The 23,565-nt window shown below is 70.6% G+C and carries 19 protein-coding genes; 12 read left to right on the plus strand and 7 right to left on the minus strand.

What is annotated here, in order from left to right:
• Window positions 1-2 precede the first annotated feature (2 nt).
• Entirely contained in the window at window positions 3-2,546 is a 2,544-nt protein-coding gene (locus ACWC5O_RS25340; RefSeq protein WP_450583511.1) for an ATP-binding protein, read from the plus strand.
• Between the two features lie 323 nt (window positions 2,547-2,869).
• Here the strand turns inward: ACWC5O_RS25340 and ACWC5O_RS25345 are convergent, their stop codons facing one another.
• Complete coding sequence (locus ACWC5O_RS25345; protein ID WP_450583513.1) at window positions 2,870-3,469, minus strand: Rv1733c family protein; 600 nt, start codon at window positions 3,467-3,469, stop codon at window positions 2,870-2,872.
• Between the two features lie 295 nt (window positions 3,470-3,764).
• Here ACWC5O_RS25345 and ACWC5O_RS25350 point away from each other — a divergent pair, with 295 nt between their 5' ends.
• The gene (locus ACWC5O_RS25350) at window positions 3,765-4,745 is read left to right on the plus strand and encodes an Acg family FMN-binding oxidoreductase (protein WP_450583515.1); all 981 of its coding nucleotides are present in this window, start codon (window positions 3,765-3,767) and stop codon (window positions 4,743-4,745) included.
• 38 nt (window positions 4,746-4,783) lie between these two features.
• Here ACWC5O_RS25350 and ACWC5O_RS25355 read toward each other — a convergent pair whose 3' ends face one another.
• A complete protein-coding gene (locus tag ACWC5O_RS25355) occupies window positions 4,784-5,173 on the minus strand; it encodes an STAS domain-containing protein (RefSeq protein WP_450583517.1) in 390 nt (129 codons plus the stop codon).
• Between the two features lie 177 nt (window positions 5,174-5,350).
• On the opposite strand from ACWC5O_RS25355, the gene ACWC5O_RS25360 reads away from it, so the two are divergent.
• The 4 genes from ACWC5O_RS25360 (at window position 5,351) to ACWC5O_RS25375 (ending at window position 10,049) form a co-directional block, all read left to right on the plus strand.
• Entirely contained in the window at window positions 5,351-5,791 is a 441-nt protein-coding gene (locus ACWC5O_RS25360; protein WP_450583519.1) for a pyridoxamine 5'-phosphate oxidase family protein, read from the plus strand.
• 177 nt (window positions 5,792-5,968) lie between these two features.
• Entirely contained in the window at window positions 5,969-8,230 is a 2,262-nt protein-coding gene (gene pflB / locus ACWC5O_RS25365) for a formate C-acetyltransferase (protein ID WP_450583521.1), read from the plus strand.
• Between the two features lie 62 nt (window positions 8,231-8,292).
• On the plus strand, window positions 8,293-9,006 hold the full coding sequence (gene pflA / locus ACWC5O_RS25370) for a pyruvate formate-lyase-activating protein (protein ID WP_450583522.1): 714 nt from the start codon (window positions 8,293-8,295) through the stop codon (window positions 9,004-9,006).
• Between the two features lie 125 nt (window positions 9,007-9,131).
• Complete coding sequence (locus ACWC5O_RS25375) at window positions 9,132-10,049, plus strand: universal stress protein (RefSeq protein WP_450583524.1); 918 nt, start codon at window positions 9,132-9,134, stop codon at window positions 10,047-10,049.
• A gap of 19 nt (window positions 10,050-10,068) precedes the next feature.
• Here ACWC5O_RS25375 and ACWC5O_RS25380 read toward each other — a convergent pair whose 3' ends face one another.
• The 3 genes from ACWC5O_RS25380 to ACWC5O_RS25390 all read right to left on the minus strand — a co-directional run bounded on the left by ACWC5O_RS25380 (window position 10,069) and on the right by ACWC5O_RS25390 (window position 14,088).
• Complete coding sequence (locus ACWC5O_RS25380) at window positions 10,069-10,533, minus strand: pyridoxamine 5'-phosphate oxidase family protein (protein WP_450583525.1); 465 nt, start codon at window positions 10,531-10,533, stop codon at window positions 10,069-10,071.
• A 211-nt stretch (window positions 10,534-10,744) separates the two neighbouring features.
• A complete protein-coding gene (gene adhE / locus ACWC5O_RS25385) occupies window positions 10,745-13,432 on the minus strand; it encodes a bifunctional acetaldehyde-CoA/alcohol dehydrogenase (protein ID WP_450583527.1) in 2,688 nt (895 codons plus the stop codon).
• Between the two features lie 257 nt (window positions 13,433-13,689).
• The gene (locus ACWC5O_RS25390; RefSeq protein ID WP_450583529.1) at window positions 13,690-14,088 is read right to left on the minus strand and encodes a hypothetical protein; all 399 of its coding nucleotides are present in this window, start codon (window positions 14,086-14,088) and stop codon (window positions 13,690-13,692) included.
• Between the two features lie 374 nt (window positions 14,089-14,462).
• Between ACWC5O_RS25390 and ACWC5O_RS25395 the strand changes: the two genes are divergently transcribed.
• Window positions 14,463-15,155 (plus strand): response regulator, encoded by a 693-nt coding sequence (locus ACWC5O_RS25395; protein WP_450583531.1) that lies wholly within the window; start codon window positions 14,463-14,465, stop codon window positions 15,153-15,155.
• 152 nt (window positions 15,156-15,307) lie between these two features.
• Complete coding sequence (locus ACWC5O_RS25400; protein ID WP_450583533.1) at window positions 15,308-17,071, plus strand: GAF domain-containing protein; 1,764 nt, start codon at window positions 15,308-15,310, stop codon at window positions 17,069-17,071.
• Window positions 17,072-17,114: 43 nt separating this feature from the next.
• On the opposite strand, the gene ACWC5O_RS25405 is transcribed toward ACWC5O_RS25400, so the two are convergent.
• Both ACWC5O_RS25405 and ACWC5O_RS25410 read right to left on the minus strand, forming a co-directional pair.
• Complete coding sequence (locus ACWC5O_RS25405; RefSeq protein ID WP_450583534.1) at window positions 17,115-17,819, minus strand: CBS domain-containing protein; 705 nt, start codon at window positions 17,817-17,819, stop codon at window positions 17,115-17,117.
• A 30-nt stretch (window positions 17,820-17,849) separates the two neighbouring features.
• Entirely contained in the window at window positions 17,850-18,305 is a 456-nt protein-coding gene (locus ACWC5O_RS25410) for a Crp/Fnr family transcriptional regulator (RefSeq protein WP_450583536.1), read from the minus strand.
• A gap of 559 nt (window positions 18,306-18,864) precedes the next feature.
• Here ACWC5O_RS25410 and ACWC5O_RS25415 point away from each other — a divergent pair.
• From ACWC5O_RS25415 to ACWC5O_RS25430, 4 genes are read left to right on the plus strand one after another with little or no spacing between them, the layout of a single operon-like run.
• On the plus strand, window positions 18,865-20,355 hold the full coding sequence (locus ACWC5O_RS25415) for an APC family permease (RefSeq protein WP_450583538.1): 1,491 nt from the start codon (window positions 18,865-18,867) through the stop codon (window positions 20,353-20,355).
• Between the two features lie 28 nt (window positions 20,356-20,383).
• Window positions 20,384-21,598 (plus strand): arginine deiminase, encoded by a 1,215-nt coding sequence (locus tag ACWC5O_RS25420; protein WP_450583540.1) that lies wholly within the window; start codon window positions 20,384-20,386, stop codon window positions 21,596-21,598.
• 19 nt (window positions 21,599-21,617) lie between these two features.
• A complete protein-coding gene (argF, locus tag ACWC5O_RS25425) occupies window positions 21,618-22,619 on the plus strand; it encodes an ornithine carbamoyltransferase (protein ID WP_450583542.1) in 1,002 nt (333 codons plus the stop codon).
• Between the two features lie 3 nt (window positions 22,620-22,622).
• Entirely contained in the window at window positions 22,623-23,546 is a 924-nt protein-coding gene (locus ACWC5O_RS25430) for a carbamate kinase (RefSeq protein ID WP_450583544.1), read from the plus strand.
• The last annotated feature ends 19 nt before the right edge of the window (window positions 23,547-23,565 follow it).

Raw genomic sequence — 23,565 nt, forward strand, 5'->3', positions numbered from 1 at the left:
ACATGGCACGCGGCAAGCTCCGGATCTACCTCGGCGCGGCACCCGGCGTCGGCAAGACCTACGCGATGCTGTCGGAGGCACACCGCCGTATCGAGCGGGGCACCGACTGTGTCGTGGCCTTCGTGGAACACCACGGGCGTTCGCGCACGGAGGTGATGCTGCACGGCTTGGAGCAGGTGCCGCGCAAGGAACTGGAGTACCGGAGCAGCCACTTCACCGAGATGGATGTGGATGCCGTGCTCGCCCGCCGTCCCCAGGTGGCCCTGGTGGACGAGCTGCCGCACACCAACATCCCCGGTTCGCGCAACGCCAAGCGCTGGCAGGACGTGGAGGAGCTGCTCGCCGCCGGGATCGACGTGATCTCGACCGTCAACATCCAGCACCTGGAATCTCTGGGCGACATCGTGGAGTCGATCACCGGCGTCCGCCAGCAGGAGACCGTGCCCGACGAGATCGTACGGCGGGCCGACCAGATCGAGCTGGTCGACATGTCCCCGCAGGCCCTGCGCCGCCGGATGGCGCACGGCAACATCTACAAGCCGGACAAGGTCGACGCGGCCCTGTCCAACTACTTCCGACCCGGAAACCTCACCGCCCTGCGCGAGTTGGCGCTGCTGTGGGTCGCCGACCGCGTCGACGAGTACCTGACCGAGTACCGCAGCCAGCACCGGGTCTCGAAGATCTGGGGCTCGCGCGAGCGGATCGTGGTCGGTCTGACCGGCGGTCCCGAGGGCAGCACCCTCATCCGCCGCGCGACCCGACTCGCCGAGAAGGGCGCCGGCGGAGAGGTGCTGGCCGTCTACATCTCCCGCAGCGACGGCCTTACGTCGGCCTCCCCGAAGGAACTGGCCGTCCAGCGCACCCTCGTGGAGGACCTGGGCGGCACCTTCCACCACGTCGTCGGCGACGACATCCCCGCCGCGCTGCTGGACTTCGCGCGCGGCGTCAACGCCACCCAGATCGTCCTCGGCGTCTCCCGCCGCAGGAGCTGGCAATACGTCTTCGGACCCGGCGTCGGCGCCACCGTCGCCCGGGACTCCGGCCCCGATCTCGACGTCCACCTCATCACGCACGACGAGGCGGGCAAGGGCCGCGGACTGCCCATCGCGCGCGGTGCGCGGCTGGGACGTTCGCGCATCCTGTGGGGCTGGTTCGCGGGCATCGGCGGCCCGGTCCTGCTGACGCTGCTGCTGACGCACATGAGCATCGACCTCGGCCTCACGAACGACATGCTGTTGTTCCTGACGCTGACAGTGGCGGCGGCCCTGTTGGGCGGCCTGCTCCCGGCGCTGGCCTCGGCGGCCTTCGGGTCCATGCTGCTGAACTGGTACTTCACTCCACCGGTCCACCGCATCACCATCGCGGACCCGAAGAACATCCTTGCCTTGGCCATCTTCGTGGCGGTGGCCGTGTCGGTGGCCTCCGTCGTCGACCTGGCCGCCCGCCGCACCCATCAGGCCGCGCGGCTGCGCGCCGAGTCGGAAATCCTCTCTTTCCTCGCCGGCAATGTCCTGCGGGGTGAGACCACCCTGCAGGCACTGCTCGAGCGGGTCCGCGAGACCTTCGGCATGGAGTCGGCGGCCCTGTTGGAACGGGAGAACGACATAGCGCCCTGGACCTGCGCCGGCAGCGCCGGCCCGCGCCCCTGCGCCACGCCCGACGACGCCGACGTCGAGGTCCCGGTCGGCGACCACATGTCACTCGCTCTCTCCGGGCGTGTCCTGCCGGCCGAGGACCGCCGCGTACTGGCCGCCTTCGCCGCACAGGCCGCCGTCGTGCTGGACCGTCAGCGCCTGCAGCAGAAGGCGGACGAGGCAAAGGCACTGGCCGAGGGCAACCGCATCCGCACCGCCCTGCTGGCCGCCGTCAGCCACGACCTGCGCACCCCCCTCGCCGGCATCAAGGCCGCCGTCACCTCCCTGCGCTCGGACGACGTGGAATGGTCCGAGGCCGACCAGGCGGAACTCCTGGCGTCCATCGAGGAGGGCGCCGACCGCCTGGACCACCTCGTGGGCAACCTCCTCGACATGTCCCGCCTCCAGACCGGCACGGTCACGCCGATCATCCGCGAGACCGACCTCGACGAGGTGATCCCCATGGCGCTCGGCGGCGTCCCCGAGGACAGCGTGGAACTGGACGTCCCCGAGACCCTTCCCATGGTCGACGTGGACCGCGGCCTGCTGGAACGCTCGGTCGCCAACGTGGTGGAGAACGCGGTCAAGTACAGCCCGCCGCAGCAGCGCGTCCTGGTCTCGGCCAGCGCGATCGCCGACCGGGTGGAGGTCAGGGTCGTGGACCGCGGGCCCGGCGTCCCGGACGAGGCCAAGTCCCGCATCTTCGAACCCTTCCAGCGCTACGGCGACTCCCCGCGCGGCGCCGGCGTCGGCCTCGGCCTCGCGGTGGCCCGAGGCTTCGCGGAGGCCATCGGCGGTACCCTCAATGCCGAGGACACCCCCGGCGGCGGCCTCACCATGGTCCTCACCCTGCCAACGGCAGCCCAACGGCGCCCGGAGCACCCCGATCGCGAATCCGCGGTCGCCATGTGAGCGGCTGAGCCGCCGAGAGCCTCAGGCGCCGGGCGGCACCGCGAGCACGGGGCACGTGGCGTGGGCGAGACAGTACCGGCTCACCGAAGGCCGCAGCGCAGCAGTCCACGCCGCCCGGCACCGACGACCATGATGTCGTGCTCGCCGTCGGCGACCTCCACCAGCGCGTCCCGGAGCTCCTCGTGCGACGAGGGCCCGCATGGGAAGGTCCGGCCCGGCGGCGCCCCCGGAATCGGACACCGCTTCACCGTTGTGCCCACAGGGAACGAACCAAGGTGGCAGGAGCGACGGCGGTTCTTGAGGCTGACGGCCTGGGGACCGGGTCAACCGGTCTTGTGGCCCCACTGCGGCCCGACCAGGGTCCACTCCCTGTCCCACTGCTGGATGCGCCGCCGGTCGAGGTACCTCCGGCCGACGCTCCCGACGCCGGACACCACGCCGCTCAGGGCGAGGGCGGCCGAGGCTCCGAACAGTCCCGCCTCGACGGCTGCCCTGGTGGGGGTCGGGGGCTGGGTGCTCACCCGCCCCTGGCCGTCGATCCAGATCCTGACCGTGGATCCGGCCTTCTTCCCTGTGGACACCAGCGTCATGCCCTTGTGCGCGGAGCCGTCCGAGGTCGTCCAGCGGACCCGTGCCGAGGCCAGGTCCCTGCCCATCCCCGAAGTCTCGGTACGCGGGACATCGTTGAGGAGAACGGCGCGAACGGGGATCCGGTCGGCCCGTTGCTGGTCGAAGACCTGGTCGGCTGCGCGGGCCGTCACCACACCGGCCGCCGTGCCACCCACCGCGATGAGTATCCCTATGGCCAGCAGGAGCCATGCCTCCAGGACGTCGTCGCGCCGCCGGATCGGGTTACTCCGCCACCGCCACAGCGGCACCCTCGTTCGCCTGCGCTTCCTGTTCGCGGGCTTGCCCTCGCTCATCTGTCCGCACCTCCTCGTCGTCACACACGAAGGTGACAGCCCGAGCACTGGCGTGGCATGGGCCGGTCAGGCGGAAGCGGAGGGCCGATCGGGCCAACCCCGGTCCGACGCCGGCCCGTTCGGCCCGGCATGCGCACGGGTTGCCGACGCGCCGTGGGTCTGTGCCGTGTGCAGCGGTCGGCGTGCCCTCAACGGGCCCGACAAGGGGACCAACGGCCCCTCACCGTTCAGCCGTGGTGCTCTCACGCTCGTAGGACACCGATACCTGTCCGACTTCGTACGGGAGAAGGCCATCATGCGAACCGTGCCCCTCGACGCCGCGGCACTGGAAGCCTGCATCTCGGCCGCCGCGGTCGCGCCCTCGATCCACAACACCCAGCCGTGGCGCTTCCGGCTCGACCCGGAGACCGCCGCGCTGGAGGTGTGCGCCGTACCCGAGCGTGGCTTGCGCCACGCGGATCCTGTCGGACGGGCGTTGCATCTGTCTGTCGGTGCCGCGGTCTTCAACCTCCGCGTCGCGACGGCCCACTTCGGCTGGGCGCCCGTCGTACGTCTGCTGCCGGATCCCGAGGACCCGAGCGTGCTGGCCGGCCTTCGGCTGTCCGGGACAGGCCGGCGGCATTGTGCGGGGCACCGCTCCGACCTCTACCCGATGATCTGGCGCAGGCACAGCAGCAGGTTCCCCTTCTCCGCAAGGCCGCTTCCGCCGAACGTTCGAGCCGAACTCGCCGAAGCCGCTCGAACGGAAGGTGCCTCACTGACCTTCCCCGGTGCCGCCGAGACGGCACGGCTGCTGCGCGTGGCCACACAGGCCGAGCACCGCAACCGCGCCGACACCGACAGGGCGGTGGAGAGCCGCCGATGGGTGCACCCGGCCCCGTACGACTCCACCGACATCGGCATACCCCGAGCGGCACTGGGGCCGCAGGACGCGCACGAACGGCTGCCCATGCGTGACTTCACCGCCCAACGGCAACCTGAGCGGCTCCCCGCCCAGCCCTTCGAACCCCATCCTGCGGTAGCCCTGCTGACCACCGAGCACGACCGGCGCAGCGACTGGCTGCGCGCCGGACAGGCGCTGGAGCACGTGCTGCTGGTGGCCACGGCGCACGGTGTGCGTGCCTCCCTGCTGCACCAGCCGATGGAGTGGCCCGGCCTGCGCCGCGACCTGAGCCCCGTACCGGACCTCACCGGGCATGCGCAGATGCTGATTCGCCTCGGGTACGGTCCGGAGGGTCCGGCCACTCCGCGACGTGCACCGGATCAGGTGTGGTGATCTTCGTCCTCGTGTGGTTGCGGGTTGCTCGCCTACGGTCAGCCCGCTGCCGCGGTGAGGGTCCCGCCGGGCACGGCAGCCAAGGCTTCGGGCAGGCGGTCGTAGATCTCGAACACGCCATCCAGTCCCGCGCCGCTCAGTACTCGTAGGAGTTGGTTGCTGTCAGTGACGAGACGCAGCCGACCGTGCCGTTCCACGACCCTGTTCCGGGCCCGGCACAGCACCCCGAGTCCGGCGCAGTCGATGAAGGACACGGCACGAAGGTCCACCACGAGGTCGGGCAGGACGGCCGCCGTCAGATCGTCCAGGCGCGCCCCAAGGGGCGATGCCGTGAGGATGTCGATCTCACCGCGCAGCTCCACGACGGTCACTGCGCCGAGGACGCGTTCGGTGTGCTGAGGCGCGGACCTGCTGAGGGCTTCGACCATGGTCCGAGCAAATCCGGGCCGATGGGCGCGCCGGAAGGGCCGTCCGGCCCCCTTTCGCCGCCGCGTTTCCTCGGGCCGCTCTCCGGTCAGGGCGGGACACGTGGCCCTCACCCGCGGCCGCCGCCGGGCTCAGCATGGAGTGTGACCCCCTCCACCGGGCGAAAGACGGGCAGACTCATGTACCCGAACGATGGTTTCCGCGAACTCGGTCGTCACGAGTGCCTGCGCCTGCTGGCGACGGCTCCCATCGGCCGGATCGTCCACACGCGCCAGGCGCTGCCCGCCGTCGTGCCGGTCAACTTCGGCCTGGACACCGACGGAGCGGTGCTGCTGCGCACCTCGGCGGTCTCCGAACTGGCCCGCGCGGTCGACGGCGCGGTCGTCGCCTTCGAGGCGGACGCGGTCGACGTGAACACACACTCCGGCTGGAGCGTCGTCGTCACCGGCCGGGCCGAGATCGTGACGGATCCGGCCGAGGCGGCACGCCTGGAGCGGATCGGCCCGCACTCCTGGGCTCCCTCACCCGAGGAGGTCTTCGTGCGTATCGAGCCGGAACTGGTCACCGGGCGCGAACTCGTCGGGGGCCGCACGATGTACGGCCTGCACCTCTCCGCCTGACCGCTGGGCACGTGCGCCCGCGACCCGGCCCGAACGGCCCAACGGTGCGGGGGCCGGACGGCGCGGCGACGGGTTCCCGCCGGCCCTGCCCCGGGCAGGGGGCACGCGAGGAGCATCGCCAGCGGAGCCGCCCACGGAACCGTCCGTGTGCGGTGTCGCGAACATGCGGAGGCAGTGATGACCGTGGCAACCCGTCCGGACGTGGACGCACCCGCCGAGGCCTGGCGTGGATTCGCCGGCCGGCGCTGGCGCGACCGGATCGACGTACGCGACTTCATCCAGGCCAACTACACGCCGTACGAAGGCGGTCCCGAGTTCCTGACCGGCCCGACCGAGCGCACACTCGCCGTCTGGCACAAGGTCAGCGCCCTGTTCCCCGAGGAGCGCCGCAAGGGCATCCTCGACGTGGACGCCGCCACCCCTTCCACCATCACCTCGCACGCCCCCGGCTACATCGATCGGGACCGCGAGCTGATCGTCGGACTCCAGACCGACGCCCCGCTGAAGCGCGCGATCATGCCGAACGGCGGACTCCGGATGGTCGAGAACGGCCTGAGGGCGTACGGATACGAGCCCGACCCGTTCGTGACCAAGGTCTTCGGCACCTACCGCAAGACCCACAACGACGGCGTCTTCGACGCCTACACCCCCGAGATGCGGGCCGCCCGCAAGGCGGGCATCATCACCGGGCTCCCGGACGCCTACGGCCGGGGCCGGATCATCGGCGACTACCGGCGCGTCGCTCTGTACGGAACCGACCGGCTGATCGCGGCCAAGCAGGCCGAGCGGGCCCTGCTGGACAGCCGGCCCTCCGCCCCGCACGTCATCCGTGACCGCGAGGAACTCGCGGAGCAGATAAGGGCGTTGGGTGAGCTGGCGCGGATGGCCGCCGCCCACGGCTGCGACGTCACCCGCCCCGCGTCCACCGCCCACGAGGCCGTGCAGTGGCTCTACCTCGGCTTCCTGGCCGCGGTGAAGGAGCAGAACGGCGCCGCGATGTCGCTGGGGCGTACCTCGACCTTCCTGGACGTCTACTTCCAGCGCGACCTGGACGAGGGCCGTATCGACGAGGTCCGGGCGCAGGAGCTGATCGACGACTTCGTCATCAAGCTGCGGATCGTGCGCTTCCTGCGCACACCCGAGTACGACCAGCTGTTCTCCGGCGACCCGACCTGGGTGACGGAGTCCATCGGCGGCATCGGCACCGACGGCCGTACCCTCGTCACCCGCAGCTCCTTCCGCTTCCTGCAGACGCTCTACAACCTCGGGCCCGCGCCGGAGCCGAACCTCACGGTGCTGTGGTCGCCGGAGCTGCCCGAGGGCTTCAAGCGGTTCTGCGCCCAGGTCTCGATCGACACGAGCTCCATCCAGTACGAGTCCGACGACCTGATGCGCCCGCGCACCGGCGACGACACCGCGATCGCCTGCTGCGTGTCGGCGATGGCGGTGGGCAGGCAGATGCAGTTCTTCGGGGCGCGGGTCAACCTCGCCAAGGCGCTGCTGTACGCGATCAACGGCGGCCGGGACGAGATGACCGGTGAGCAGGTCGCACCCGAGGCGCGCGCGCTGACCGGGGAGTACCTGGACTACGAGGAGCTGTCGGCGGCGTACGACCGGATGCTCGACTGGCTGGCGGGGACGTACGTCGACACACTCAACGTCATCCACTACATGCACGACAAGTACGCCTACGAGCGCATCGAGATGGCCCTGCACAACCACCCCGTCCACCGCTACATGGCATGCGGCATCGCGGGGCTCTCCGTGGCCGTCGACAGCCTGTCAGCCGTCAAGTACGCCCGCGTGCGGGTGATCCGGGACGACACCGGGCTGGCCGTGGACTACGAGGTCGAGGGCGAGTACCCGGCGTACGGCAACAACGACGACCGCGCCGACGGCCTTGCGGTCGACCTGGTGGAATCCTTCATGGCCAAGGTGCGCGAGCACCCCACCTACCGGGACGCCGAGCACACCCAGTCGGTCCTGACGATCACCTCGAACGTGGTCTACGGCAAGCACACCGGCAACACCCCCGACGGCCGCCGGGCCGGGCAACCCTTCGCACCCGGCGCCAACCCGATGAACGGCCGGGACCGGCACGGGGTCGTCGCATCGGCCCTGTCAGTGGCGAAGCTGCCGTACGAGGAGGCCCGGGACGGCATCTCGCTGACCACGACCATCACGCCCGAGGGACTGGGCCACAATCCCACGGAGCGTGCCGACAACCTGGTCGGCATCCTCGACGGGTACATGACCTTCGGTGGTTTCCACATGAACGTCAACGTGCTGAACCGGGCGACGCTCGAGGACGCCATGGAGCACCCTGAGAAGTACCCGGAGCTGACGATCCGGGTCTCCGGGTACGCCGTCAACTTCGTCCGCCTCACGCGCGAGCAGCAGCTCGACGTGATCAGCCGCACCTTCCACGGGTCGCTGTGAACAGCGCGGCAATCCCAGCTGCACGGCAGGCGGTCCCGGCGGCGGGACGGCTTACGGGCCGGGTGCACTCCTGGGACCTGTCCACCGGCGTGGACGGTCCCGGGACCCGGTTCGTCCTGTTCGTCAGCGGCTGCCCGCTGCGCTGCCTGTACTGCGCCAATCCGGACACCTGGCACATGCGGGACGGGCGGGAGACCTCGGTCGACGAGGTGATGGAGGAGATCGAGAAGTACCGTGGCTTCCTGACCACGGCCGGGGGAGGGGTGACCGTCACCGGCGGGGAGCCGCTGCTCCAGCCGGCATTCACCGGCTCCCTCCTGCACCGCTGCAAGGAGGCCGGACTGCACACGGCGCTGGACACCTCCGGTTTCCTGGGCGCGCGTGCCTCCGATGAGCTCCTCGCCGACACGGACCTGGTGCTGCTGGACATCAAGTCCTTCGACGCCACCACCTACCGCAAGCTCACCGGTGGCCGGCTGGCTCCCACGCTCAGCTTCGCCGGCCGTCTGGACCGGCTGGGCGTCCCCGTGCACATCCGCTACGTTCTCGTCCCCGGCTGGACCGACGATCCCTCCGCCGTTGCCGGCCTCGGTGCCTTTCTGGCCGGGCTCGGCAACGTCGACCGGGTGGACGTCCTGCCCTTCCACAAACTCGGTGCCCACAAGTACGACGCCCTCGGCATCGACTTCCCACTGCGCGACACGCCCGTGCCCGGTCCGGAGCTCACGGAACGCGTGCGCGAGCAGTTCCGGGAGCACGGGCTGCAGGCGTGGTGAGCCGGACGATCTCCGTCCTGCGTTCACCCGTGTGTGGGCCACCCGGCCTCCGGACAGGGACCTGAGACCTCTCCTGTCCCAGGTGCCCGGCCTCGACACTGAATGTGACTTTGAAGGAGGTCGAGATGCCCCGCACCATCACCGCAGGCCTGGACGGGTCCCCGGAGAGCCTGACCGCCGCCGGCTGGGCAGCCAGGGAAGCCCTGCTCCGCGACGCCCCGCTGCGCCTGGTCCATGCCCTTGGGCGGCAGCCGTACATGTACGCTGCCCCGGGTGCGGAACCCCAGCCGTCCCTGAGCCCGGACGCGCAGAGTCGCTGGGCGGACCGCATGCTTCGCGAGGCCGAAGCGACGATCGCGCGGCGTCACCCGGGCCTGCGGATCACCGTCGACCCTGTCACTGAAGAACCCGTGCACGCCCTGCTCGGCGCGGCTGGGGAAGCCGACCTGTTGGTGCTGGGCTCTCGCGGCCTGGGCGGCGTGGCCGGCTTCCTGGTCGGGTCCGTCGCCCAGGCGGTCGTGGCCGGCAGCCGACGGCCTGTCGTCCTCGTGCGGGGCGACCTGCGCCCCGAGGACGAACACCAGCCTGGCGCCTCGGGGTCCGAGGCCACACCGTTCCGCGATGTCGTTCTGGGCCTCGACTCTGCCGCTCCGAACGACACCGTGACGGGGTTCGCCTTCGTCGCCGCCTCTCAGCGCGCCGCGAGGCTGCGCGTCGTTCACGGCTGGCGCCCGGAACTGCCCTACTACGACAACGGTGGCGACCTCAACGCCGAACTGCACGCCGAACTCACCGGAGAGATGCACCGTTCCCTGTCCAAGGCGCTGGAGCCCTGGCGGGACAAGTTCCCCGGCGTCGAGGTGACAGAACAGGCCGTGATCGGCAAGGCGGGCTCGCATCTCGTGGAGGCCTCGCGCGACGCTTCCCTGGTCGTGGTCGGCCGCCGTCGGCGCCGGACGCGGATCGGCGCGGCGATCGGCCCAGTCACCCACGCGGTGCTGCACCACGCCACCGCACCGGTCGCGGTGGTCCCGCACGATTGACAGGTCGCCTCCAGATCATTCAGGCGCCGTCGGACCTGTCGTCGGTGGTGAGCCGGACGCCGGTTATCAGATCCGGGCGGATACGCACTGCGTAGTCCATGGCCCGGTGCACCCAGGGACTGAGCAGCGCCTGATAGCGGGCCAGTTCCTCCGGGTCGGTCACCAGGTGGGCGTACCCGGTGACCACGACGCTCCAGCCGAGATGCGTGTCGGGGTCAATGGAGTCGGCCTCGTACGCCACCACGACGCCTTGGCCATCGGCCTGCCCGGCGCGCGCGGTCAGTGCCGCGCCCTCGTGGGTGCGGATGACGATGTCGCCGTTGTCCAGGACGTGGTTGACCGGGCGGACGGTCGGCAGCGCGTGGCGAGTGAAGACGATCCTGCCGAAGGACACGCTGCCCAGCAGTCGCAGGGCTTCGTCGCTGTCCATCTCGATGCTCCGGCGCGGCCCGGAGGGGAGGGACTGAGCGGTGTCGATGGTCATGGGGGGCTTCCGTGCGGTTTCGTGGCTCACTGCTGCGTGTCTTCGGCAGGGGTGGCGAGGCGGCCGCACGGCCGGTCGCCGTGGTTCCGGCCGGTGCGCCGGTACGGCATGTCGGTTGTCCCTTCAAGACGTGGCTGGTCGCCTGTCCGTGGCACCCAGCTGGGTGCCACGGACAGGCGTGATCAGGTCATTGGAACGGCACCGGAGCTCCTCACGCCAGGGCCGTTCGGCCCTTGTCCGTGTCCGGTCGGCCCCGCGTACCCCAGGAGTAGGCCGTGCGCATGATCTCCTGCATGTCGTCGAGCATCGGCATGCGCGGGTTCGCCGGCGCGCACTGGTCCTCGTAGGCGTTCAGGGCCTGCTGCGGCAGGGCGTCCAGGAAGGTGCGCTCATCAATGCCGAGGGCCTGGAACGACGGCTCGATGCCCACGGCGTCGCGCAGCCGTTCCACCCCGCGGGCCAGCGACTCCACGCCCTCCTGCGGGGTGGCGGCGGGCAGGCCGAGGACGCGGGCGATGTCCTGGAAGCGCTCCGGGGCACGGTAGTTCTCGTACTTGGGCCAGCCCGTGAGCTTCGCCGGGACGGTGCCGTTGTACCGGATGACGTGCGGCAGCAGGACGGCGTTGGTCCGGCCGTGCGCGATGTGGAACGTGGCGCCCAGCGTGTGCGACATGGCGTGGACGATGCCGAGGAAGGCGTTGCCGAAGGCCATGCCGGCGATCGTGCCGGCGTTGTGCATCTTCTCCCGGGCGTCCGACCGCACGGCACGGTCGTTCACCGCAGCCTCGATGTTCTCGAAGATCAGCCGGATCGCGTGCAGGGCCAGGCCGTCGGTGAAGTCGTTGGCGTAGACGGACACGTACGCCTCTATGGCGTGGGTGAGGGCGTCGAAGCCGCTGTCGGCGGCCAGGCCCGGGGGCAGCTCCGCGGTGAGCAGCGGGTCGACGATGGCCACGCTCGGGGTCAGCGCGTAGTCGGCCAGCGGGTACTTCTTGCCGGTGGCCGGGTCCGAGATCACCGCGAAGGGGGTGACCTCCGCGCCGGTGCCGGACGTGGTCGGTACGCACACCAGGCGGGCCCGGGCACCGAGGACAGGGAAGCGGAAGGCGCGCTTGCGGATGTCGGAGAACTTCTGCCGCATGTCGGCGAAGTCGATGTCCGGGTGCTCGTACAGCAGCCACATCACCTTGGCCGCGTCCATCGGGGAGCCGCCGCCGAGCGCGATGATCGTGTCCGGCCGGAAGTCGCGCATGAGTTGGGCGCCGCGCTGGACGGAGTCGATGCTCGGCTCAGGCTCGACGTTGTCGATGATCTGGAGGGTGACCGGCTCGTGGCGCCGCTGCAGGACGCGGCTGACGCGGTCGACGAAGCCGAGGCGGGTCATGGTGGCGTCGGTGACGATCGTGACCCGGTGGACGTCCGGCATGGAGGCCAGGTAGCGCAGGGACTGCGGCTCGAAGTAGATCTTCGGCGGGACCTTGAACCACTGCAGGTTGTTGCGGCGCGTGCTGACCCGCTTGATGTTCAGCAGCTGCGCGGCGGAGACGTTGTTGGACACCGAGGTGTGGCCCCACGAGCCGCAGCCCAGAGTGAGCGACGGCAGCAGGCTGTTGTAGATGCCGCCGATGGCGCCTTGCGACGACGGGGCGTTGACGATGATCCGTACGGTCTTCATGCGTCGGCCGTACGCCTCCGCGAGCGCCGGGTCCTCGGTGTGGATGACCGCGGTGTGGCCCTGGCCGTGGAAGGCGACCATGTCGGCGGCGAGATCGAAGCCCTGTTGTTCGGAGCCGGCCCGCAGGACGGCGAGCACCGGGCAGAGCTTCTCACGGGTCAGTGGTTCGTCCGGACCCACCCGGCCGGCCTCGACCAGGATCAGTGAGGTGTCGTCCGGGACGGTGAAGCCGGCCTGTTCGGCGATCCATGCCGGGCTCTGGCCGACGGCCCTGGCGTTGACCTTCGGCTCGCAGCCCGCGTTCGCCCCGCCGGCCGGGAACAGGAAGGCTTCCAGCTTCGCCTTCTCCTCGGCGGTCGCCAGGTGTGCGTGCAGCCTGCGGAATTCGGCGAGTGCCGCGTCGTGGATCTGGTCGTCCAGGATGACGGCCTGTTCCGAGGCGCAGATCATGCCGTTGTCGAAGGACTTCGACAACACCAGGTCGTTGACGGCCCGGCGCAGCTTCGCGCTCTTGTGCACGTACGCCGGCACGTTGCCCGCGCCGACTCCCAGGGCGGGCTTGCCCGCCGAGTAGGCAGCCCTGACCATGGCGTTGCCGCCGGTGGCGAGGATCAGCGAGACGCCGGGGTGGCGCATCAGGATGCCGGTTGCTTCCACGGACGGGTTCTCGATCCACTGCACGCAGTTCTCCGGCGCGCCGGCGGCGACGGCCGCGTCCCGTACGATCCGGGCCGCCTCGGTGCTGCACCGCTGGGCCGAGGGGTGGAAGGCGAACACAATCGGGTTGCGTGTCTTCAGCGCCATCAGGGCCTTGAAGACGGTGGTGGAGGTCGGGTTGGTGACCGGTGTGATCGCGCAGACCACGCCGACCGGCTCGGCGACCTCGATCATGTCCTCTATGTCGTCGCGGGCGATGACGCCGACGGTCTTCATCGGGCCCATGCTGTGCGTGACGTGCTCGCACGCGAACATGTTCTTGGCGGCCTTGTCCTCGAAGACCCCGCGCCCGGTCTCCTCCACGGCACGGCGGGCCAGCGCGGTGTGCTGGTCCAGGGCGGCGACCGAGGCCTTCTTGACGATGTGGTCGACCTGGTCCTGGGTGAGGGCGTCGTAGTCGGCGAGCGCCTTGAGCCCGTTCGTGACCAGCCGGTCCACGGCGATGGTGATGTCGGACGGCGCGTCGGCAGCTGCTGTTGCCTGGATTCCGGCCTCATGACGGGTCATTGGGGAGCGCCTCCGTTGATGAGAGCCGTCGGCGGTGGCCGACGGTGTGCGGACGGGAGCGGCACCGCGGGGGATCGGTGCCGCTCACGCCTTCACTCTCGTCCTGCCTGGTCCCCACTCCCAGGTGCCGAAGGTCCCTGCCGGCTGCTGACCGGCACTGGTCCGGCCCGGCCGGGCAGTTCCCTCGCCGAGGCGCAGGAAATCACACGTTGGCGAAGGGGAGTGACTGCCCGGCAGCGGAGGATCCTGAAGGGTTCTCAGTCCCGGCCGCCGTCGGCACGGCCGCCACGCCACGGAGGAGGAGTGGCCGACCTGCGAGCTTCCTCCTTGCGGTGCAGGGCACGGTTCACCTGGCTGCGCAGCCGGTCCTGCAGCCGGTCCGCCAGTTCATGTGCCGTGGCCTCCTGGGCATGCACGACCACGAGGGTGTTCCCGACGACGAGCTCGGCCCCGACGGACCAGGGCCGCTCGGCGTGGTGCGCCACCGCCCTGGCGACCTTCACCGCACCGCTCACGGCTGGAACCCCGGGCCGGCCGAGGACCGCGTCGACCTTCTCCCGGACGTAGGCGACGGCTTCCTCGTCCACATCGCCTTCCACGCGCACCTCTACGGCGACGGTGCTGGTGGCGTGGGTGCCGGTGTCCTTGGCAGTCATGTGCTCCGCTCCTTCTGAGATCGTTTCGCAGCGGGTCCAGACTTCTGCGAGCACCGGTCCTGGCCCAGGGCTGTCAGGCCCCAGCGGCGGGGCCATAGGACCTTCACCCCGGCGTGATCCGGTTCGGGCAGTGCGGCGCCCGTTCGGCTTCCCGGAGCGTCAGGGCCTTGGTGCCTGACCGCTGAGGGGGCCGATGCGCCGTTTCGTACCCCGGCGGCAGCGGCAGCTCATGGCCGCGGGACACTATGGGGGGACAACAGGGCCGATCGGCCCTGGCCCTTCGGCCCGGATACGAGAAAGGATCTCGGTACGGAAGGCCGATTCCGTCCCACGAGCGGACATCGGTACGGAACACGGAACCAGGGAGCAGTTTGATGGCCGACAGCGAGCAGCCCGGCGCCGGCAACCCGATCCGGGTCTTCCTGCTGGACGACCACGAGGTGGTACGGCGCGGGGTGCGCGACCTGCTGAACGACGAACCGGACATCGAGGTGATCGGCGAGGCCGGCACGGTGGAGCAGGCACTGGTGCGCGTCCCGGCGCTGCGCCCGCAGGTGGCGGTGCTCGACGTCCGCCTGCCCGACGGCGACGGCGTCACCGTCTGCCGGGAACTCCGGTCTCGCATGCCCGAGTTGGCCTGTCTCATGCTGACCTCCTTCGACGACGAGGAGGCCCTGCTCGACTCGATCATGGCGGGGGCCTCCGGGTACGTCCTGAAGCAGATCCAGGGCTCGGACCTGGTGTCCGCCGTGCGCACCGTGGCCGGCGGCCAGTCCCTGCTCGATGCCAGTGCCACCACCAAGCTGATGGCCCGGCTTCGCGGCGGCCAGCAGGAGGAGCAGCAGCCGGACGGACTGCAGGGCCTGACCGAGCGGGAGCGGGAGATCCTCGCCCTGATCGGCGAGGGGCTGACCAACCGGCAGATCGGCCAGCGCCTCTACCTGGCCGAGAAGACGGTGAAGAACCACATCTCCCGCCTGCTGGCCAAGCTCGGGGTGGAGCGCCGTATCCAGGCCGCCGTCATCGCCACCCAGGTCCAGGACCGGCAGCGGCAGGAAGGGCACTGAGACCCCGGGGCCTCAGGCCTTCGGCTTGAGCTGTCGACGTCCTCCGGTGCCCTGCTGCCCCCGGCCAGTGAGCCTGATCCCGTACCGTTTCCCGTCATCGGCCGATAGCGTGGCCTGGACAAGGACGGCTGGTCGTCGGTGGGCTGAGGGGCATGGAGGAATCACTGGTGGGAGGCTCGGAGGGCGCCCGTGTACGGATGCCGCAGCTGCGGCTGGACGAGTTGCTGGAAGAGCTCCAGGCCCGGCTGGACGCGGCCCGCGGCACCCGCGACCGGGTGCACAGCCTGCTGGAGGCGGTGCTCTCGGTCGGCCGGGAGCTGGATCTGGAACAGGCGCTGCGCAGCATAGTGGAGGCCGCGGCGGTCCTGGTGGAGGCCCAGTACGCGGCCCTGGGCGTGATCGGCCCCGACGGCAAGAGGCTGTCGGAGTTCCTCACGGTTGGCGTCAGCGAGGCGCAGATCGCGCAGATCGGGCCCTACCCGGAGGGTCACGGCATCCTTGGAGAGCTGATCTCGCACCCTGAGCCCCTGCGCCTGGCCAAGCTCTCCGAGCATTCCGCTTCGTACAGCTTCCCGCCCCACCACCCGCCGATGAACACCTTCCTCGGCGTCCCGATACGGGTGCGTGACCAGGTCTTCGGCAACCTCTATCTGACAGAGAAGCGCGGTGGGGCGCAGTTCGACGAGGAGGACGAGTCGGTCCTGTCGACGCTGGCCGTGGCGGCAGGTGTGGCCATTGACAACGCCCGCCTGTACGAGGAGTCCCGGCTGCGGGAACGCTGGCTGCGCGCGAGCGCGGAGATCACCCACAGCCTCATGTCCGGCAGCGACCGCGGCGACGTCCTCGGGCTGATCGCCGACCGCGCAAGGGAGATCACCTCTGCGGCACTGGCGGTGGTCGCGGTACCGATGGCGGGCACCGACGCGCTCACGGTGGAACTCGCCCTGGGACACGAGGCGGAGGCGCACCGCGGGCTGGTGCTGCCCGCGGACGACACGCTGATAGGAAAGGCCTTCTCCAGCGCCTCGCCGGTCATGGACCCGGATGTGTCCCGCGGCAAGGCAGGGGTCCTGCCGTCCGAGGACCCCGGGGACGTCTCGGACGCCGCGTCGCACTTCACCGGGCTCGGGCCGGCCGTGGCCGTTCCCATCGGCTCAGGTGATGGCGTACGAGGCGTCGTGCTGCTGGTCCGTGCGGTGGGCCAGACCGTGTTCTCCGAGAAGGAGACCGAGCCGTTGCTGGGTTTCGCGGCCCAGGCCGCGGTGGCCATGGAGCTGGCGGAGCGCCGCAAGGACGCCGAGCAGATCGCGGTGCTCCAGGACCGTGACCGGATCGCCAGGGACCTGCACGACCTCGCCATTCAGCGGCTGTTCGCCACCGGCATGACCCTGCAGAGCGCGGGCCGCTTCATAGAGCACCCGGAGGCATCCGAGCGCGTGCTGCGGGCGGTGGACGACCTGGACGAGACCATCAAGATCATCAGGTCGGCGATCTTCGGTCTGCGGTCGCGCGACGACGGCGCCGCCGGGGCCGGCCTGCGGGCGCGTGTGGTACGGGCGGTCGGCGAGGCCGCCCCGGTGCTGGGCTTCGCACCGAGTGTGCGCATGGAGGGCCTGCTGGACACCGAGGTACCGAAGGAGATCGCCGACCATGCGGTGGCCGTCCTGTCCGAGTCCCTGACTAACATCGCCCGTCACGCGCACGCCGACCGTGCCGAAGTCGGGCTCGTGACCGACGGGCGGGAGGTGCGGCTGACGGTCACCGACAACGGCGTGGGCATTCCGCCCGACGGTCGCCGCAGCGGCCTGCGCAACATGGCTGAGCGAGCGGAGCAACTGGGCGGAAGGCTGGAGTGGACCAGCCCGGCGGGCGGCGGTACCACGCTGACATGGTGGGCGCCCGTGGCACAGGGTTAGTACGGCCCGGCGAGGATCCCGGCTGGGCTGCAGGGAGTTGCCCTCAGGCCGGAGACAGGTTTTCTCCGCCGTTCGCGGGGGCAGCGGTCGACTCCCTCGTGCCTTCGGAGCGCGTCAGCTCGAACTCCACGTCGACGACGCCCTCGACGGCCCGGACCAGGCGCGCGGCCACCGGGACCAGGGATGTGTCCCGGGTGTGGCCGATGAGCTTCACGACGCCGTTCCGTACTTCCGCGCGCACGGCTGACACCGGCGCAGGGAAGAGATGCGCCACGACCTCCCGCCGGACCTCCTCGGCGATCTCCTCGTCGTCCCGCAGGAAGACCTTCAGCAGGTCAGCGCGGCTGACGATGCCCTGCAGCATGCCCACTTCGTCGACGACGGGGAGTCGCTTGACCCTGGCGTGCGCCATGGTGCGGGCGGCCTGGGCGAGTGTCGCGTTCCCGTGGACGGTGAGGGCGGGGGAGGTCATGAGGTCCTCCGCGGTGAGGCCGCCGGCCTTGGCCAGGTCGCCGAGACGGCGCAGCTGTGTGGCCCGGTCGGGGTCGCTGTCGCGGAACTCCTCCTTCGGCAGGAGGTCGGCCTCGGAGACGACGCCGACGACGCGGCCCTCGCCCTCGAGGACGGGCAGGGCACTGACCTTCCAGTCCTGCATGAGCTGCACGATCTCCTTGAAGGCGGCCCGTCGGCCTACGGCGGCGACCGTGTGGGACATGACGTCGCTGACGAGGTGCGGGGTGCTGTGCACGGTGACTTCTCCTTCCTGGCCTCGGCCCGCTCAGGCGACGTCGGCGGCGCCGTACGGGGCGTAGAGGTCCAACAGCCGGGTCCTGGTGGAGCGCAGGCGGTGGGCGAGCACCTCGCCGACCCACTGGGTGACCGCCTGGCCGAGGGCCGAGTCGTCCTGGCACAGGGAACGGACGGCCGTGGCGTCGAACTCGTAGGCTCGCACCGGTGTCGCGGCCGTGGCGCCCAGATGCCACAGACGCGGCGCGAACAGCCAGCTCACGCCGAGGAGCTCGTTGTGGCCGAGCGTCTCGATGGTGACGGGGCGCCGGCCGGGCACGTGCGTGTCCAGCTCGATCGAGCCGGTACGGACGATCCAGAACCGGTCCGCGCGCGCACCTTCGTCGAAGACGCGCGTCCCCTGCGGGAAGGACACCTCCCGGGGAAGACGCATGAGGCGCTCTCGATGCTCGGTGGGCAGCGTGCGCAGCATGCTCGGGGTGTTCATGCCTGCCTCCGGGTCGGGGGTGTGAACCGGTGCCTTCAGGGTGTGGCGTCGGCTCGTGCCGAGGCGAGGGGCCGTCCGGTCCGGAGCGGGGCCAACCGGCCCTGAGCGGAACGGCGACGAAGACGGCCGCCGCCCCTGAGCCGACAGGGCGACGGCCGTGGCGCGAGGATCGTGCCTCCCCAACACGAGACTCGCGCGGATGTCCTCCCGGCTCCCGGGGGCTTGTGGGAGACCGCCCCATCTCGGACGAGCCGTAAGGACGTGGTACCGCGACCGGTTGACACCGAGTCCTGACGGCCCGGTCGCGGCTCCTGCCTTCGATTGTCGAGCCCGGGGCGGTGCCGGCGATGGGGCTGAGCGGACCATGTCGTGGGCCGTACGGCCCCTGTCCTGGAGTCAGTGGCCGTGCGGGGCGGGCGAGTTGGGCCGGCCGGGCCTGGCGCACCGGGACCATCGGCGTGGCCCGCGGGCCGTGCGGCCGCTGACCGCGGCCGACCGAGGCGCAGAAGGATCAGTCGCGGATCGAGTCACCCCATTGACCTGTACAAGGAGCCCAGCCATGCCAAGAACCAAAGGAGACGCAAGGGGGACGGCGCCCACGGCGGCGCTCGGCCTTCCCGCCGCCTCCGCTCTCGTCATCGGCAGCATCATCGGCACCGGAGTCTTCGCGCTGCCGTCCGCCCTCGCCCCGTACGGGCCGATCGCCCTGGTCGCGTTCATCGCCGTCACCTTCGGCGCGCTCGCGCTGGCGCTGACCTTCGGTGCGCTGTCGAAGCGCGTTCCGGCGAGCGGCGGGCCGTACGTCTACGCTCGCGAGGCCTTCGGGGAGTTCGCCGGGTTCCTCAACGCGTGGTCGTACTGGATCACGGCCTGGGCCGGCAACGCCGCCATCGTCGTGGCCTGGGTCGGCTACGTCGAGGTGTTCGTGAACACCGGTCACGACAAGTGGGTCTCGGTGCTTCTCGCGCTGGTCGGGCTGTGGATTCCGGCCGCGATCAACCTCACCGGCGTCCGCAACATGGGCGCGTTCCAGGTGATCACGACCGTGCTGAAGTTCGTCCCGCTGATCTTCATGGCCACTGTCGGGCTGCTGTTCGTCGACTCGCACAACTTCGGCCCGTTCAACGCCAGCGGTCAGTCGGCGCTGGGCGCGATCTCGGCCGCGGGCGCCATCGCCCTGTTCAGCTACCTGGGCCTGGAAGCGGCCTCCGTCGTCGCCGGCCGGGTCCGCGAGCCGGAGCGCAACGTCCCCCGCGCCACCGTCTACGGCACGCTCGTCTGCGCCGTCATCTACATCCTGGGCACCCTCGCCGTCTTCGGCACCGTCGCTCACGGCAAGCTGGGCGGATCCACGGCGCCCTTCACCGACGCGGCGAACAGCATCTTCGGCGGCAGCTGGGCCGGTGACATCGTCGCCGTCGCCGCGATCATCTCGGGCATCGGCGCTCTGAACGGCTGGACCATGCTGTGCGCGGAGATGCCGTACGCGGCCGCACGCGACGGTCTCTTCCCGCAGTCCTTCGCCCGGCTGCGCGGCGAGGGCGGTGTTCCGGCCTTCGGTATCGTCGCCTCGACGGTGCTGGCCTCGCTGATCACCGTGTTCAGCTACACGCGCTTCGACGACGTCTTCACCAAGATCGTGCTGCTCAGCGTGCTGACCGCCGTGATCCCCTACCTCTTCTCCGCTGCCGCCCAGCTGTACTGGCTGTTGGTCCGCGGACGGGACAGCCTCAGCCCCCGCAGGCTCGCCCGTGACGTCACCGTCGCCGGGCTCGCCCTCGCCTTCTCGTACTGGTCGATCCAGGGCAGCGGCTACCAGACCGTCTACTACGGCCTGTTCGTCCTGCTGCTCGGGGTCCCCGTCTACGTCTGGCTGAAGCGGGGACAGGACACCTTCGGCGAGGCCACGGCGCCGAGGAGTGCGGCGACCGTGGACCGGTCGGGACGGCCGGCCGAGACGCCCCCGCCGGTCCAGCGGCTCTCCCGAGGGCTCCGTACCGGCCGCATCGGCGGACCCCGGAAGCGGAACGACCTCCGCCACCACGACTGACCGCCCCAAGCACAGAGGAACCTCCGCGATGAACACCTTCCACGTCGACTCCGAGGCCGGCCCGCTGCGCCAGGTGATCCTGCACCGCCCCGGCCTCGAGTTGTCCCGCCTCACCCCGCGCAACGTCGACGCGCTGCTCTTCGACGACATCCTGTGGGCCAAGCGCGCCCGCGAGGAGCACGACGCCTTCGCCCAGGTCCTGCGCGACCACGGTGCCCGCGTCCACTACTTCGCCGACCTGTTGGCGCAGACACTGGAAGTCCCCAAGGCGCGTGACTGGCTGCTGGACCGGGTCGTCACTCCCGGCACCGTGGGCCCGGCCCTCGTCGACCCGGTACGCGAACTGTGCGCCGACCTCGACGGGGAGACGCTCGCCGGCTACCTCGTCGGCGGCTTCCTCAAGAGCGACCTGCCGCTCGCCACCCCGCACAGCCTGGTGTGGAACGCGCTCGGCGCCGACGACTTCGCCCTCGCCCCGCTGCCCAACCACCTCTTCCCGCGCGACAACTCCTGCTGGGTGTACGACCAGGTGTCGGTCAACCCGATGGCCAAGCCCGCGCGGCGGCGCGAGAGCCTGCACGCCGAGGCCGTCTACCGGTTCCACCCGATGTTCGCGGGCGTCGCACCCGCACCCCTGCTCGACGGCCCCGTCGGCACCCTCGAAGGCGGGGACGTCCACGTGCTGGGCAACGGCGCCGTCATGGTCGGCATGGGGGAGCGCACCACCCCCCAGGCCGTGGAGAACCTGGCCGCACGGCTCTTCGCAGCCGGCACGGCGAGCAAGCTGATCGCCGTGCAACTGCCCGCGGTCCGTGCGTACATGCACCTGGACACCGTGCTGACCATGGTCGACCGCGACGCGTTCGTCATCTACCCCGGCCTCGCGGATTCCCTGCGCTCGTGGACGCTGCGGCCCAGCGACGGTCGCGAGACCCGGTTCGACGTCACCGCGAACTCCGATCTCGCGACGGCGCTCGCCGAGGCCCTCGACCTGGACAAGGTCCGGATGCTGTCGGCACCCCAGGACATGCGCAACGCCGAGCGCGAGCAGTGGGACGACGGAAGCAACTTCCTCGCCCTCGCCCCCGGCGTCGTCGTCGGCTACGAGCGCAACGTCACCACCAACACCTACCTGCGCAAGCAGGGCATCGAGGTCGTCACCATCGCCGGCGCCGAACTCGGCCGCGGCCGGGGCGGACCCCGCTGCATGAGCTGCCCCATCGAACGCGACCCGGCCGCCTGACCCTCGAAAGGACCCCATCATGACCGTCGACCTGCGAGGCCGCTCCTACCTGAGCGAACTCGACTTCACCGCCACCGAGATCCACCACCTGCTGAGTCTCGCCGGCGACCTGAAGGCGTCCAAGCGTGCCGGCACCGAACGGCCACGGCTGACCGGAAAGAACATCGCCCTGATCTTCGAGAAGACCTCCACCCGCACCCGCTGCGCCTTCGAGGTCGCCGCCGCCGACCAGGGCGCCCGCACCACCTACCTCGGCCCCGGAGACACCCACGTCGGCCACAAGGAGTCCATCACCGACACCGCCCGCGTCCTCGGCCGCATGTTCGACGCCATCGAATACCGGGGCTCCGCCCAGTCGATCGTCACCGAACTCGCCGCCCACGCCCACGTCCCCGTCTACAACGGACTGACCGACACCGCCCACCCCACCCAGAGCCTGTGCGACATGCTCACCATGCGGGAGCACAGCGCCAAGCCGCTCGCGGACGTCAGCTACTGCTACCTGGGCGACGCCCGCAACAACATGGGCAACTCGCTGCTCTCGATGGGCGCGCTGCTCGGCATGGACGTGCGTATCGCCGCGCCCCAGGCTCTGTGGCCGGACCCCGCACTGGTCGCCACGTGCCGTGAAGTGGCCGACCGAAGCGCGGCGCGCATCACCCTCACCGAGGACGTCGAGACCGCCGTGCGCGGTGCCGACTTCCTGCACACGGACGTCTGGGTCTCCATGGGCGAACCGGCCGAGACCTGGCGGGAACGGATCGAGCTGCTGCTTCCGTACCAGGTCAACGACAAGACGCTCGCTTTCACCGGCAATCCGGACGTGAAGTTCATGCACTGCCTGCCGTCCCTCCACGACCACCGCACCCGGCTGGGCCAGGAGCTGTTCGAGGCCTACGGCCTGAACGGCCTGGAAGTCACGGACGAGGTCTTCTCCTCGCCCGCCTCGATCGTCTTCGACCAGGCCGAGAACCGGCTGCACACCATCAAGGCCGTGCTCGTCGCCACCCTGGAGGACTGAACCATGCGCATCGTCGTCGCCCTCGGCGGCAACGCCCTGCTGCACCGCGGCGAACGCCCCGACGCCGCCGTCCAGCAGGCCAACATCGACCGGGTCGCCACCGCTCTGGCCGCCCTCGCCCACGAGCACGAGCTGGTCATCACCCATGGCAACGGCCCGCAGATCGGCCTGCTCGCCATGGAGAGCGAGGCCGACCCCGCGCTCAGCGCCCCCTACCCGTTGGACCTGCTCGGGGCCGAGACCGAGGGCATGATCGGCTCCCTGCTCGCCCGTGCCATGCACGACGCTCTGCCCGGGCACCGGATCGCCGCCCTTGTCACGCACACCCTCGTGCGGGGCAACGATCCGGCCCTCGCCCGGCCCACGAAGTTCGTCGGCCAGGTGTACTCCCGCCAGCTGGCCGAGAAGCTGGCCCGCACACGCGGCTGGCGCATCGCCCAGGACACCACCGGCTGGCGGCGCGTCGTCGCCTCACCCGCACCCGAACGCATCCTGGAGACCGACACCATCCACGAACTGCTGAACAGCGGGACCCTGGTGATCTGCGCCGGCGGGGGCGGGATCCCCGTCACCGCCGACCACGACACCGGCGCACTGTCCGGGGTGGAGGCCGTCATCGACAAGGACCTCACTGCGGCTCTGCTCGCCGAGGACCTCAAGGCGGACTTCCTGCTCATACTCACCGACGTCCCCTACGTCTACGAGGGCTACGGCACCCCCGACCAGCACCCTCTGCTCGACGCCACCCCCCGGGAACTGCGGCACGGCGGTTTCCCGGCCGGCTCGATGGGCCCCAAGACCGAGGCGGCCGCCCGGTTCGTCGAGCACACCGGTGCTCTGGCCGCGATCGGCGCCCTGGACGCGGCCTACGACATCGTCCACGGCAGGTCGGGCACGCTGATCCGACCGGACCTCACGGTCGGGTGACAGCGGGTCGGCCCCACTC

The sequence above is a fragment of the Streptomyces sp. NPDC001450 genome (assembly GCF_053597295.1).